Here is a 13,039-nt window from a genome sequence, read left to right as displayed (position 1 = left end):
GGACGGCGCGCGGCGGTCAAGCAGGCTGCGCGCCCAGTTCTTCAAGCAGGAAATCCACAAAGGCCCGCACCTTTGCCACCATGTGGCGGCGCGACGGATAAACCGCATAGACATAGGTTTCGACGGGCCGCCAATCTGGCAGCGCGGCTTGCAGCGCGCCGCTGTCCAGGTCACCCTGCACATACACCAGCGGCACCAGGCTGACCCCGAACCCTGCCCGCAGCGCATCGCGCACCGCCAGGCTGGAACTGACCTTGTAGCGCCCCCGAACCGGCACGCGCTGTGTCTGCCCCGCCCGCGTGAACACCCATTCATCCGCATGGCCGGACAACGTGAACTGCACCCGTTCCATGGTGCGCACGGCCTCGGGCGAAGCCGGCATGCCCACGCGCCGGAAGTAGGACGGAGCCGCGCACAGCACGTGGTCCAGCGTCATCAGCTTGCGGGCGACCAGGCTGGAATCTTCCAGGCGATCGGTGCCCCGGATCGCCAGATCGAATCCTTCTTTGACGATATCGACGCGCCGGTCTTCCAGATTCAGGTCCAGCGACACCTGGGGATAGCGTTCCAGGAATGCCGGAATGGCGGGACAGATGCGAAGCAGGCTGAGCGACATGGGTGCACTGACGCGCAAGGTGCCTGAAGGCTCACTCTGCAGAGGCCCCAGCGACCGCTCGGCCTCTTGCAGGTCATCCAGAATGCGCGCGACCTGCTCGTAATAGCGCGTGCCCGCTTCGGTAAGGCTCATGCGCCGGGTCGTGCGATTCAGCAACCTTGCGGCCACATGGCGTTCAAGTTCGGCAATGTTCTTGCTGACTGCGGCGGGCGACAAGCCCAACTGGCGCGATGCCGACGCGAAGCCGCCTTGTTCCACGACCTGCCGGAACACCTTCAATGCCGTCAGATGATCCATTGATTATTCACCATCAGTGAATGATATTGCGATTGGAATGGATATTATCGTATCGACCGGATTCAATTAGCCTGTGGGAATGGATCCGGCAACGCGAAAAACGGCGCCGCCCCCTTAACGACTGGACACTCCCATGAGCCGCAGTTCCGACCTTCTGCTGACCGCGCTGGCGCCCGCCATCTGGGGCAGCACCTACGTCGTCACCACCTTGATGCTGCCTGCGGACTATCCGTTGACCGTCGCCATGCTGCGCGCGCTGCCCGCGGGCATCCTGCTGCTGCTGGCGGTGCGTCAGTTGCCGCACGGCATCTGGTGGCTGCGCGCCTTCATCCTGGGCGCGCTGAATTTTTCGGTGTTCTGGGCGCTGTTGTTCGTTGCCGCGTACCGCCTGCCCGGCGGCGTGGCGGCCACATTGGGCGCGCTTCAGCCGCTGGGGGTGATCCTGCTGGCCCGCGCGCTGCTGGGTTCGCCCATCCGCAGCCTGTCCGTGGTTGCAGCGATCACCGGTCTGGCTGGCGTGGCGCTGCTGGTCCTGACGCCCAGGGCGGCCTTGGATCCGGTGGGCATTGCCGCCGGCTTGGCCAGCGCGGCATCGATGGCGTTGGGCACCGTGCTAAGCCGGCGTTGGCAGCCTCCTGTGTCGGCGTTGACATTCACATCCTGGCAGTTGTCCGCGGGCGGGATCCTGCTGTTGCCGGTGGCGTTGCTGGCCGAGCCCGCGTTGCCGCCGCTTACCGCCTTGAACGTGACGGGCCTGGCGTATCTGGGGCTGATCGGCGCCGCGTTGACCTACGTGCTGTGGTTCCGTGGCGTATCCAGGTTGGAACCCGCGGTGGTGTCGTCGCTGGGGTTTCTCAGCCCGATATCCGCAGTGTTGTTGGGCTGGAGCATATTGGGTCAAAGCCTGAGCGCCGCGCAAATGGCCGGCATGGCGATCGTGGTGGCCAGCGTCTGGTTAAGTCAGCGCGCGCAACGGCTGCCCGCCGCGCCGCTGGCCGTCAGGCCTGCGCCCTGAGCCGTGCGTCCCGGCCTGCGGATCAGGGGACGCACCCGCAGCGCCTGTACTGCTTTTTTTGTAACTCGCAACCCCGCATCGCATCTGAACTGATGGCTTTTCCCCTATGGCGGGTCGTGAAACCGCCTGCATTTCATACAACTGATCCGCTTTTTTAAGCGTTTTCTGAATCTGTACTAAGCAGTCTCCATATCCTAACTTCGTGCGGTAGGTTCAACACCCGCCTGCGCATGCCGTCTTGTGACGGTTGCCCGCGCCGGCGACGAAGTCAGGAAGACCGCTATGGATAGCGACGCGCTATTGCTTGCCCGAATACAGTTCGGCTTCACCATTTCTTTCCACATCGTTTTCCCCGCGATCACCATCGGGCTGGCCAGTTATCTGGCCGTGCTGGAAGGTCTGTGGCTGAAAACGCAAAAAACCGTCTATCGCGACCTTTACCATTTCTGGACCAAGATCTTCGCCGTCAACTTCGGCATGGGCGTCGTGTCCGGTCTGGTGATGGCTTATCAGTTCGGCACCAACTGGAGCTTCTTTTCCGATTTTGCGGGCAGCGTCACGGGGCCGCTCCTGGCCTACGAAGTGCTGACCGCCTTCTTTCTGGAAGCCGGGTTCCTGGGCGTGATGCTGTTCGGCTGGTCGCGCGTGGGCCCCGGCCTGCACTTTTTCTCGACCATCATGGTGGCGCTGGGCACGCTGGTGTCGGCCACCTGGATCCTGGCGTCCAACAGCTGGATGCAGACGCCCGCGGGCTACGAAATCCTGGACGGCCGCGTGGTGCCCACCGATTGGCTGGCCGTGATCTTCAATCCGTCCTTCCCCTACCGCCTGGCGCACATGGGCATCGCCGCCTTCCTGGCCACCGCGCTGATGGTAGGCGCGTCCGGCGCGTGGCACCTGCTGCGCGGCGACCGCAGCCCGGCCGTGAAGAAGATGTTCGCGATGGCAATGGGCATGCTGCTGCTGGTCGCGCCGCTGCAAGCCGTGGTGGGCGACATCCACGGCTTGAACACGCTGAAGCACCAGCCCGCCAAGATCGCGGCCATCGAAGGCCATTGGGAAAACGAGCCGGACGCGGGCGTGCCGCTGACGCTCTTCGGCATTCCCGACATGGAGCGCGAGGAAACGCGATACGCGGTGAACGTGCCGCGCCTGGGCAGCCTGATCCTCACGCACAGCTGGGACGGCCAGTTCCCCGGTTTGAAGTCGTATCCGCCCGAAGACCGGCCGAACGCGACCGTGGTGTTCTGGTCGTTCCGCGTCATGGCCGGGCTTGGCACGCTGATGATCCTGCTGGCGGGCTGGGCGCTGTGGACTCGCTGGCGCGGCCGGCTGTATGAATCGCGCGCGCTGCAACGCTTTGCGCTGTGGATGGGACCGTCTGGCATCGTGGCGATGCTGGCCGGCTGGTATGTCACCGAGATCGGCCGCCAGCCCTGGATCGTCTATGGCGTGATGCGCACGGCGGACGCGGCTACCCCCCACGGGCTGGGCGAACTGACACTGACGCTGACGTTGTTCGTGGTCGTGTACCTGCTGGTGTTCGGCGCCGGCGTGTCCTACATGCTGCGGCTGATCCGCATGGGTCCCAGCCCCGCGCCCGGCCACGCGCCGCTGTCCGGCGGGCCGGGCGAACCGCGCCAACCGTCTCGGCCGTTGTCCGCCGCATCCACCCTGGCGGGCGCCCAGCTCGCGCAACGCACGCAATCAGGAGTCTGAGGCCATGGGCATCGATCTTGCACTGATATGGGCCGTCATCATCCTGTTCGGCGTGATGATGTATGTGGTGATGGACGGCTTCGACCTGGGCATCGGCATTCTTTTCCCACTGATCCGCGACCGCGATGAACGCGATGTCATGGTCAACACGGTGGCGCCGGTGTGGGACGGCAACGAGACCTGGCTGGTGCTGGGCGGCGCCGGCCTGATGGCGGCATTTCCGTTGGCCTATTCCGTCATTCTCAGCGCGCTGCACCTGCCGCTGGTCTTCATGTTGCTGGGCCTGATCTTCCGCGGCGTGGCCTTCGAATTCCGCTTCAAGGCAGACGAACATCACCGCGCCTGGTGGGACCGCGCGTTCGTGTTCGGTTCCGTCTGCGCCACGTTCTTCCAAGGCGTGACGCTGGGCGCCTACATCGAGGGCATCCCGGTGGTTGATCGCGCGTACCACGGCGGCGCGTGGGACTGGATCAGTCCGTTTTCGATATTCACGGGCGTGGGTTTGCTGGCGGGGTACGCGCTGCTGGGCTGCACCTGGCTGATCATGAAGACCGAAGGCCGGTTGCACCGCCACATGTGCGATATCGCCCGGCCGCTGACGCTGGCGCTGCTGGCCGTGATCGCCGTGCTTAGCGTCTGGACGCCGCTGGCGCAGCCACAGATCGCGCAGCGGTGGTTCAGCCTGCCGAACATGTTCTGGTTCTTCCCGGTTCCGCTTCTGGTGGCGGCGGCCGGCTTCGACCTGATCCGCCGCGTGCGCAAGCTGCCTGCCGCTGGCCCGTTCCTGCTGTCGCTGTGCCTGGTGTTCCTGGCCTACAGCGGGTTGGGCATCAGCATCTGGCCCGCGATCATCCCGCCCGACGTATCGATCTGGGCGGCGTCTGCGCCACCGCAAAGCCTGGGCTTCGCATTGGTGGGAGCCTTGCTGATCATTCCCATTATCCTGATGTACACCGCCTGGTCGTACTACGTTTTTCGCGGCAAGGTCCGTACCGGCGAGGAGTTCCACTGATGAACGCGATGAACCGCCCCGCCCCCGCGCCGTCGTGGCGCAGCCGCCTGCTGTGGCTGGCGGCGATCTGGGCAGCCAGCGTGGCCGCGCTTGGCGTGACCGCCTACGCGCTGCGCCTTGTCATGCGCGCTATCGGGATGTCGCTCTGATTCCCATGAACACGGCCACAAAGAAACGGAGCTTTCATGAAGCGCTATGAACGCCTGACAGAAGACATCACCGCCTCGATCCGATCGGGGCTGCTGCAAGTGGGTGACCGCTTGCCCTCCGTGCGGCAAACCAGCACCAGCCGTGGGGTCAGCCCGTCGACGGTGTTCAAGGCCTATTACCTGCTGGAGGCGCGCGGGCTGATCCGGGCGCGGGACCGCTCCGGCTATTACGTCCTGCGCGACCCGCATGGCGCCCTGCCCGAACCCGACGCCCTGTCAACCGCCAGCGCGGGCCGCCACCCGGTGGATGTCAGCGACAACGTGCTGCAGGTGCTGAACGCCACCTTGCGCCGCGACATGGTCCCCTTCGGCTCGGCCTTCCCCAGCCCGTCGCTGCTGCCCTACGGACGCTTGGCCAAATTCATGGCGTCCACCGTGCAGCGGCTGGATCCGTGGGGGTCCATCGACGACCTCAGTCCCGGCGACGCCGCGCTGCGACGCGCCATCGCGCTGCGCTATCTGGCGGACGGCGTGTCCGTGCCGGTCGACGACATCATCATCACCAACGGCGCGCTGGACGCGTTGAACCTGAGCCTGGCCGCGGTCACGAACCCGGGCGACGCGGTGATCGTCGAATCCCCCACGTTCTACGCCGCGCTGCAATCGCTGGAACGCAATCAGCTGCACGCCATTGAAGTGGCGACGCATCCGCGCGAAGGCATCGACCTGCAAGCGCTGGAACAGGCCATTCTGCGACATCGGCCGCGCGCCTGCTGGCTGATGACGACCTTCCAGAATCCGCTGGGAAGCCTGATGCCCGACGGCAAGAAAGAGGCGCTGGTCAAGCTGCTGACCCGGCACGGCGTGGCCCTGATCGAAGACGACGTCTACGGCGAACTCTACTTCGGCGAAACGCGGCCACGTCCGGCCAAGGCCTTCGACAAAGAAGGCATCGTGATGCACTGCTCGTCGTTTTCGAAGACGCTGGCGCCGGGGTATCGCGTGGGCTGGGTGGCGGCCGGGCGCTACACGCGCAAGATCATGCGCAACAAGCTGACCACCAGCCTGGCGACCGCCGCGCCCACGCAAGCCGCCATCGCGGCCTATCTGGAAAAGGGCGGCTTCGACCGCCATCTGCGCCAGTTCCGCCAGGCGCTTGCCTTGCAGCAAGGCGAACTGCTGCAAGCCGTGGCCCGCTACTTTCCGAAGGGCACGCGCGCCACGCGGCCGTCCGGCGGCTATTTCGTGTGGGTGGAACTGCCGGCGCACATCGACACGCTGAAGGTTCACCGCGCCGCGCTGGACCATGGCATCAGCATCGCGCCCGGCCCGTTGTTCTCGTCGTCGGGGGCGTTCGGGAATTTCCTGCGACTGAACCACGGCCATCCGTGGAGCGTGGACCTGGAGCAAGGGATGGCGACGCTGGGCAAGCTGCTAGGCAGTGCGTGAGTCAGCTGATTAACAGGTTCAGGACATGAAATTCCGATTCTTGATACAGATCGAAACGGGGCCCAGCACAGCCATCCATTAGAGTTCGAGGCCTTTCATTTTCCAGCGGTGCCGCGTTGCGGCCCCTTGCCTATGACCGCCTCTTATCCTCGTGTTTTGCCGCGCTATGCGTTGGGCTGCTACGCCGGCGCGTTCGCCCTGCTTTACCTGTTCAGCGCCCAGTTGCTGGCCGCGCTGGACATCTGGCTGCTGCCTCGCAGCCTGTTGATCGAGATGCTGCGCTACCGCGCCATGTGGCTGGTCTTCTTCCTGACGCTGCCGGCCGTCGGCTATCTGCTGTGGCGCGGATCGGACCTGGTGGCCTGGTGGCGCGCGCCAGATGCACTGACGCTGGACAGCCACGCGCTGCACATCGGCCCACGCCAGCTGGCCTATGCCGATGTGGCGTCGATCCGCCATCAGCACAACCGCGACCATCTGGTGCTGACCACGCGCGCCGGCGAACGCGTGCGCATCCGCCTGGCGATCTGGGAAGACGGCTACGGGCTGGCCGACCAACTTGAAGAATCGATCGGCGGCAATCTGGAGGCCGTCACGCTGCGCCGGCTGCAGGCCCAGGACACCGTCGGCTTCGGCCCGCTGTCCATGAACGCTTCGGGACTGACCTACAAGGGCCAATTGATTCCGTGGGCCGCCATCGATTCCATCCGCACGCAGTCCGACAGTGAAGGCATGGAAACCGACGAGACGCTGATCATCGTCGCGCGCGGCAAGACGCACAAGATCGACCGTTCCAAGATCGTCAACGAACCGGTCATGCTGGCCTGTCTGCGCCAGTACCTGCCCGGCGCATAAGCCAACGTGCTTGCCGGCGTTGCGCCGGCCACGCATCCCATCATCTTCTTTCGTAGCCTCGACATGGAAATCTACAGCTCTACCGCCCGGCAATCCGAAACGCTTGCGGATCGACCGGTGTACTTTTCTCGCAATCGCCTGATCGCTGGCGCCGTCGTGTGGTTGCTGGCCACACTGGCCTTCGGCGCATTGACGTTGAATGCGCGCGGCAACACCGGCGGGATGGCGTTCTTCGGCGCCATCACCGCCATCGCCATCTGGCTGGTCGTCAAATGCCTGAAGCGCGCGTTCGGCCCCGCCACGCCGGTCATCACGTTCACCCGCGACGGCCTGAAACTGACGGACGGCACCGTCATTCCGTGGGGCGCCATCACCGAGAACACCTACGTCAACCAGAACTACGTGGGCATTCCGACCGCCAAGCAGATCCAGTTGAAGACGTCCCTGCCGGACAGGAAGCGCGTGCTGATTTCGGCGATGGCGCTGGAGATCGACGGCGACGAGTATCTGGCGCTGTGCGACGCGTATAAGGCGCGGTAACACCGACCGGCGGATAGAACGCCAACCCGGTGTTCCACGGCGCGCCTATCGCGCGGTGGGCGCAGAGGCGGCGCGTGCCACCTCGACCTCGCGCAGCAACGAGGCCGCATCCGGCCGCAGGGGCAGCACCAATCTGCCCTGGCGGTCGATCGCGCCCCACTCGCCGCCCGTCATGAAGCTGTGTTCGCCATCCGGCGTGAACGCCTTGCGGCAGCCTTCGCACACCACGGCCAGCCCGCCGCTGAACCGGTCGACCCATTCGTAGGGCGTGGCCAGCACGCGATTCAGCGCGGTGTCGTAATAGGCCATGCCGCCAGACCACGGGCCGCGCGTCAGGCCGGCTTCGAAATCATCGGCGGAATTATCGTAGGTCAGCACCGGCACCGACTTGCCATCGGGCCGCACCCAATGCCAGGACTGGTGCGCAAGCAGCGGCGACAGTCCGTCGAGGTTGAAGTCCATCGACCGCAGGATCTCGGGCCGGAGCACCAGCGCATCGCCGTCCAGGCGCGCGCAATGTTCGGCGGATTCGAGCATTCCACCGGTGTCCTTGCGGGCGTAGTAGCAAGTTAGATCAAAGGTGGCGGCATTGCCCGGAACAGCCGCCAGCAGCGAGAACAGCAGGGTCGTCAACATGCCGGGAATCCTAGCATGCGGTGGCAGGCAGCCCGGCGAGGGGCCGCCTGTCGCGGAGCCTCAATTCGCCGTCGCGCCCGAGTTCTTGACGGCTTGCGCCCACGTGGCGATTTCGGACTGGATGAACGTACCGAACGCCGCGGTGTTCACGCTGGACGCTTGCGCGCCCTCTTCCATCAGGCGCTGTTTGACCGCAGGTGCGGCCAGCGCCTTGCTTAGCGCCGTATTCAGCGTGGCCACCACCGCATCCGGCGTGCCGGCCGGCGCGACGATGCCATGCCACGATACCGCCTGGAAACCCGGCAGGCCGGATTCCGCCATCGTCGGCACGTCCGGCATCGCCGGCGAACGCTCGGGCGAGGTCACCGCAAGCGCGCGCAAGGTACCTGCCTTCACGTGCGGCAACACGCCGGGGATGGTGGTGAACATGAAATCGATCTGGCCGCCAATCAGGTCGGTAATGGCCGGGCTGCCGCCCTTGTAGGGAACGTGCGTGAATTGCAGCTTGGCGGCGCTCTTGAACATCTCGCCGGCCAGATGGCCCGGTGTGCCGGCACCCGCCGACCCCATGTTGATCTTGTCGCCCTGCGACTGGATGTAGGCGATCAATTCCTTGACGCTGGTTGCCTTCACGTTGGGGCCGATGACCAGCACGTTCGGCACGGTCGCCAGCAGCGTCACGGGCGTGAAGTCCTTCACCGCATCGTAAGAGATACGCGAATACAGGGATGGATTGATGCCGTGCGTGCTGGCGGTGGCCAGCAGCAGCGTGTAGCCGTCCGGTGCGGACGAGGCTACCTGCTTGGCGGCGATGGTGCCATTGGCACCGCCCTTGTTGTCGATGACGATGGTCTGGCCCAAGGTCTTGGCGGCTTCGGCCGCGATCGTGCGCGCCAGAATATCGGAGGTGCCCCCGGCCGAATGCGGCACCACCACGGTGATCGGCTTGACGGGGAAGGTTTGCGCCTGCGCGGCCGGCAGAGCCGGCGCCAGACAGGCAGCCAGCGCAACGCGCGCCAGCAGTCGGGTACGGAACATGAATGTCTCCTGGTTTGTATTCGAATGCGGCGCTTTCAAGAGGCGCCGTCATGCCCGCGATGGACGGCTCCGCTTAGTCGGATCCGAGTTGCAGTTTGTTGGGCTGGCGCTTTTCGATGGACCACTTCAGCAACGCCGCGCTCCGGTAGATGCCGTGCGCGAACTTGCCGTAAGGCAGCGTCAGGAACAGCGCCATCACCACGCCCAGGTGGATCGCCAACAACAGCGCCATCGCACTGCCATCGCGTCCGGCAAGCAGCGCCAGGCCCGTGGCGCTGGTCAGGAACAGCAGCATGATGAAGCCGCGGTCCATCGGCTTTTGCGCCGCGTCCCCTTGCTGCGGATGGCGCTTGAAGTTCAACCACAGCAACCCCGCCGGACCGATCAAGAGGCCGATGCCGCCCGCCGTGCCCAGCAGGACCGGGGCGCTCAGCAACGGATAGGGCGCCTGCTGGCCCAGCAGATAGTGGTAGAGCGTGGCCACGCAAGTGGCGGCAAAGCACAGCATGAAGCCGTAGAACGTGAAGTGGTGGAAGCGGCGGCGCCACAGCGTGAAAGCGTCGTCCGCGTTGTTGCAGCCCTTGCCGTGCCCGCCGTCCAGATAGCGCAGGCGCAACGCGTCGTGCGCCGCTTCCGCCACCGCCGCGCCCGAGGCCGCCCCCGGGCTGACGTTGCGCCAGAAGCGCGTAACGCCCACCCCAAGCGCCAGCATCGAAAACCCAAACACCACGCCGAACATCAGCGCCAGCGTGTTGTGGGGGAACACCGCGTAGAAGTTGCCGGCCATTGGTTCGTGGAACAAGCCGCCCGCCATCAGCACCGCCAGCACCAGGAACAGCGCCAGCCCGCCGGCCGTGGCCAGGGACAAGGCCAGGCCGTTGCGCTTGTACAGCGTGCCCAGCGCGGCGGGCCAGGCGTAGTCGGTATAGGTCTGCATGCGAACGCGGGCCATCGACTGCGGCACATTCACCGCGAATTCATGCGGCGGCGCATACTGACAGGCGTGCAAGCAGGCGCCACAGTTGTGGCAAAGATTGGCCAGGTAGTTCAAGTCGGCCTTGCCGAATTCCAGTCGGCGCGTCATCGCCGGGAACACCGCGCAGAACCCCTCGCAATAGCGACAGGCGTTGCAGATCTGCATGACGCGGGCAACTTCCGTCTCGTCGGCGGTCAGAAGATCGGCCTGGGGCGTTGCCTGCTTGCCGAGCCAGCGCACCGGCTGCTCGGCCATGGCGGGCGTGGCCTCGGCATGCGGGGTGGAAAACGACTGCGCTTCGCGAGCCAGGGCTTCAAGCTGCTTCATATCGTGCTCTTCGCAAGGGTCTGGGCGCGCGCGGCGGCGGCGGCCCGGGTGCCGGCAATACGGCCGAACGCGGTGCCGATGGACATGCCCACCCCCGCCGTGTAGCCCTTACCCAGCACATTGCCGGCCATCATTTCGCCGGCAACGAACAGGTTGTCGCTGGGCACATCGTTGAACCGGACCGCGGCGGTGTCGTCTACCTTCAGGCCCAGGTAGGTGAAGGTGATGCCCGGGCGCAGCGCATAGCCATAGAACGGCGCGGTATCGATCGGCCTGGCCCAGTGGGTCTTGGCGGGCGTTACGCCTTCGGTATGGCAATCGTCCAGCGCGGTATGGTCGAACGTGCCGACGCGGCAGGACGCGTTGTAGTCGCGCAGGGTTTTCTCGAACGTTGCCGGGTCCAGGCCCAGCTTGGCGGCCAGCTCCGGCAGGGTATTGGCCTGCACGCCCGGAAACACGGGCGGCATGAAGCGCCCGATGGCCTTTGCGTCGATGATGGAATAGGCGATCTGCCCGGGCTGCATGGCCGTCAGGCGGCCCCAGATGGCGTAGCGTTTGGGCCAGAAATCTTCGCCTTCGTCATAGAAGCGCACGGCGTCGCGGTTGACCACCACGCCCAGCGACACGCAGTCGATGCGCGTACAGATTCCGCCGTCGTACAGCGGCGCGCGCGCGTCGATCGCCACGCAATGCGATTGCGACGGATCGCCAATGCTGTCGGCGCCCGCATCCAGCATGAACTTCAGCAGCACGCCCATGTTGAAGCGCGTGCCGCGGATCAGGAAATTGTCGGCCGGCCATTCGCCGCGCTCGTTCTGGCCCCACGCTTCGCGCAGCCATTCCCGGTTGGATTCGAAGCCGCCGGCCGCCAGCACGCAGGCGCGCGCCTCGATGCGTTCCGCGCCGATGCGGGCCGCCTTGAAACGCCCTGCCTCCAGCTCCAGCGCATCGACCGGCGCGTTATAGCGGATTTGCACGCCCAAGGCCTCGGCGCTGCGGTAATAGGCGTTCACCAGCGCCTTGCCGCCCCCCATGAAAAACGCATTGGTGCGCGCCACGTGCAGCGCGCCCGACAGCGGCGGCTGGAAGTTCACGCCGTGACGGCGCATCCAGTCGCGACACGTCGACGATTCGCGGATGACCAGCCGCGCCAGATGTTCGTTGGTCAAGCCGCCGGTGACCTTGAGCAGGTCTTGCCAGTATTCCTCTTCGGGATAGGCGTCGGTCAGCACATCCTGCGGCGCATCGTGCATGCAACGCAGATTCCGCGTGTGCTGCGAATTCCCGCCGCGCCATTCCCGTGGCGCGGCTTCAAGCAGCATCACGCTTGCGCCGGCCTCGCGCGCCATCAGGGCCGCGCACAGCGCCGCATTGCCCCCTCCCACCACCAAGACGTCCACCATGCCATCGTCCCCAAATCAATGGGGCGACTGTACTCAGCGGCTGGCAGTTGCGATATCAGGCGGGCGTCAACGGGTGTTCACGATTCGTGAAGGGCCACGACCGCCCATTTTCCGTCGCGCGCCAGCGTGCGCGACACGTCCGCCAGCACCAGCCGGGCCGCCAGCCCGGCGGGCGAGAGTTCGTCGTCGGACAGGCTGGCCAGCAGATTGGGGCGAAACAGATGCGCGTCGTCAATGCGCGCCATGTGCAACTGCCCGGGCGCGATCCGCGCGGTGGCCGAGCTGGGCTGGATGGTGGCGGCATTGCCCAGCTGCACCACGTCCATCAGCAACGACAGACCGTCGACTTCCGCCACCACGCGCGGCGTCTGCCCCAATTGCTGGAAGGCATTGTTGACCAGCGCGCGCAGGCCGTGGCGGCCGCTGGGCAACACCAGCGGCAGATGGGCAATGGCGTCCAGCCGCGTCGTGTCGCCATCGGGCACACCCGGCATGTCGCGCCGGGCACAGAGGTACAGCGGTTCATCCAGGAGCGGCATGATGCTCCAGCGCCGCGCGGACTCGGCATGGAACACGATGGCCAGATCCAGCAGGCGGCCGTTAAGCATGTCGGCCAAGTGACCCGACAGGGCCTCGACCAGATGCAGGCGGATATCCGGATAGCGCTCGTTCATGGCTTGCAGGAAGGGCGCGCCAAGGATGGCCGCCGTGGTCGACGGCAGCCCTACGCTGACATGGCCGGCCAGCCGCGCCTGCTGGGCCGCCGTCACGGCATCGTCGGCGTGCCGCAAGGCAAGCTGGGCCTGCCGAAAGAACGCCAGCCCGGCGTCCGTCGGCACGACGCCGCTGGCGCTGCGTTGCAGCAGGCGGGTCGAGAGCTCGCCTTCCAGCCGGCTGATCTGCTGGCTGAGCGCGGACGTGACCATGCCCAGGGACATGGCCGCGCGGCCGATGCTGCCCGCTTCAACGACGCGGACGAAGTAACGCAGCTGGCGGAGTTCCATGGC

The 13,039-nt window shown here is 65.7% G+C and carries 13 protein-coding genes; 7 read left to right on the top strand and 6 right to left on the bottom strand.

Annotation, left to right across the window (positions count from 1 at the left end):
- Positions 1-16: 16 nt before the first annotated feature.
- The gene (locus tag ACE039_RS27315; protein ID WP_485823874.1) at positions 17-913 is read right to left on the bottom strand and encodes a LysR family transcriptional regulator; all 897 of its coding nucleotides are present in this window, start codon (positions 911-913) and stop codon (positions 17-19) included.
- 133 nt (positions 914-1,046) lie between these two features.
- On the opposite strand from ACE039_RS27315, the gene ACE039_RS27310 reads away from it, so the two are divergent.
- The 7 genes from ACE039_RS27310 to ACE039_RS27280 all read left to right on the top strand — a co-directional run bounded on the left by ACE039_RS27310 (position 1,047) and on the right by ACE039_RS27280 (position 7,652).
- Positions 1,047-1,928, top strand: coding sequence for an EamA family transporter (locus tag ACE039_RS27310; protein WP_485823873.1), 882 nt, complete (start codon positions 1,047-1,049; stop codon positions 1,926-1,928).
- A 282-nt stretch (positions 1,929-2,210) separates the two neighbouring features.
- Complete coding sequence (locus ACE039_RS27305; RefSeq protein WP_485823872.1) at positions 2,211-3,647, top strand: cytochrome ubiquinol oxidase subunit I; 1,437 nt, start codon at positions 2,211-2,213, stop codon at positions 3,645-3,647.
- Positions 3,648-3,651: 4 nt separating this feature from the next.
- Positions 3,652-4,659 carry a cytochrome d ubiquinol oxidase subunit II gene (gene cydB / locus ACE039_RS27300; RefSeq protein WP_313459188.1) on the top strand — a complete coding sequence of 336 codons (1,008 nt, stop codon included), beginning with the start codon at positions 3,652-3,654 and terminating at the stop codon, positions 4,657-4,659.
- The gene (locus tag ACE039_RS27295; RefSeq protein ID WP_105556995.1) at positions 4,659-4,808 is read left to right on the top strand and encodes a DUF2474 family protein; all 150 of its coding nucleotides are present in this window, start codon (positions 4,659-4,661) and stop codon (positions 4,806-4,808) included. Before cydB ends, ACE039_RS27295 begins: the two co-directional genes overlap by 1 nt.
- Positions 4,809-4,844: 36 nt before the next feature.
- On the top strand, positions 4,845-6,257 hold the full coding sequence (locus ACE039_RS27290) for an aminotransferase-like domain-containing protein (RefSeq protein WP_485823871.1): 1,413 nt from the start codon (positions 4,845-4,847) through the stop codon (positions 6,255-6,257).
- Positions 6,258-6,389: 132 nt separating this feature from the next.
- On the top strand, positions 6,390-7,112 hold the full coding sequence (locus ACE039_RS27285) for a hypothetical protein (RefSeq protein WP_105556997.1): 723 nt from the start codon (positions 6,390-6,392) through the stop codon (positions 7,110-7,112).
- Between the two features lie 6 nt (positions 7,113-7,118).
- Positions 7,119-7,652, top strand: coding sequence for a hypothetical protein (locus ACE039_RS27280; protein ID WP_485823870.1), 534 nt, complete (start codon positions 7,119-7,121; stop codon positions 7,650-7,652).
- 45 nt (positions 7,653-7,697) lie between these two features.
- On the opposite strand, the gene ACE039_RS27275 is transcribed toward ACE039_RS27280, so the two are convergent.
- From ACE039_RS27275 to ACE039_RS27255, 5 genes are all read right to left on the bottom strand, one after another.
- Complete coding sequence (locus ACE039_RS27275) at positions 7,698-8,288, bottom strand: hypothetical protein (protein ID WP_485823869.1); 591 nt, start codon at positions 8,286-8,288, stop codon at positions 7,698-7,700.
- 60 nt (positions 8,289-8,348) lie between these two features.
- On the bottom strand, positions 8,349-9,326 hold the full coding sequence (locus ACE039_RS27270; protein WP_485823868.1) for a Bug family tripartite tricarboxylate transporter substrate binding protein: 978 nt from the start codon (positions 9,324-9,326) through the stop codon (positions 8,349-8,351).
- A 73-nt stretch (positions 9,327-9,399) separates the two neighbouring features.
- Positions 9,400-10,629, bottom strand: coding sequence for a tricarballylate utilization 4Fe-4S protein TcuB (gene tcuB / locus ACE039_RS27265; RefSeq protein ID WP_448711718.1), 1,230 nt, complete (start codon positions 10,627-10,629; stop codon positions 9,400-9,402).
- Positions 10,626-12,032 (bottom strand): FAD-dependent tricarballylate dehydrogenase TcuA, encoded by a 1,407-nt coding sequence (gene tcuA / locus ACE039_RS27260; RefSeq protein ID WP_485823867.1) that lies wholly within the window; start codon positions 12,030-12,032, stop codon positions 10,626-10,628. The genes tcuB and tcuA overlap by 4 nt, the downstream gene beginning before the upstream one ends.
- A gap of 77 nt (positions 12,033-12,109) precedes the next feature.
- Entirely contained in the window at positions 12,110-13,036 is a 927-nt protein-coding gene (locus ACE039_RS27255; RefSeq protein WP_485823866.1) for a LysR family transcriptional regulator, read from the bottom strand.
- Between the last annotated feature and the right edge of the window lie 3 nt (positions 13,037-13,039).

Source organism: Achromobacter maghribensis (assembly GCF_057334215.1).
The sequence above is the reverse complement of the archived record's forward strand: the minus strand, read 5'-3'. Positions and strand labels throughout refer to the sequence as shown.

Excerpts from the sequence above, each read along its gene's own strand:
- ACE039_RS27295 (WP_105556995.1), top strand. The coding sequence starts at position 4,659 with ATGAACGCGATGAACCGCCCCGCCCCCGCGCCGTCGTGGCGCAGCCGC.
- ACE039_RS27275 (WP_485823869.1), bottom strand. The coding sequence starts at position 8,288 with ATGTTGACGACCCTGCTGTTCTCGCTGCTGGCGGCTGTTCCGGGCAAT.
- ACE039_RS27255 (WP_485823866.1), bottom strand. The coding sequence starts at position 13,036 with ATGGAACTCCGCCAGCTGCGTTACTTCGTCCGCGTCGTTGAAGCGGGC.
- ACE039_RS27290 (WP_485823871.1), top strand. The coding sequence starts at position 4,845 with ATGAAGCGCTATGAACGCCTGACAGAAGACATCACCGCCTCGATCCGA.
- ACE039_RS27310 (WP_485823873.1), top strand. The coding sequence starts at position 1,047 with ATGAGCCGCAGTTCCGACCTTCTGCTGACCGCGCTGGCGCCCGCCATC.
- tcuA (WP_485823867.1), bottom strand. The coding sequence starts at position 12,032 with ATGGTGGACGTCTTGGTGGTGGGAGGGGGCAATGCGGCGCTGTGCGCG.
- cydB (WP_313459188.1), top strand. The coding sequence starts at position 3,652 with ATGGGCATCGATCTTGCACTGATATGGGCCGTCATCATCCTGTTCGGC.
- ACE039_RS27305 (WP_485823872.1), top strand. The coding sequence starts at position 2,211 with ATGGATAGCGACGCGCTATTGCTTGCCCGAATACAGTTCGGCTTCACC.
- ACE039_RS27285 (WP_105556997.1), top strand. The coding sequence starts at position 6,390 with ATGACCGCCTCTTATCCTCGTGTTTTGCCGCGCTATGCGTTGGGCTGC.
- ACE039_RS27270 (WP_485823868.1), bottom strand. The coding sequence starts at position 9,326 with ATGTTCCGTACCCGACTGCTGGCGCGCGTTGCGCTGGCTGCCTGTCTG.
- tcuB (WP_448711718.1), bottom strand. The coding sequence starts at position 10,629 with ATGAAGCAGCTTGAAGCCCTGGCTCGCGAAGCGCAGTCGTTTTCCACC.
- ACE039_RS27315 (WP_485823874.1), bottom strand. The coding sequence starts at position 913 with ATGGATCATCTGACGGCATTGAAGGTGTTCCGGCAGGTCGTGGAACAA.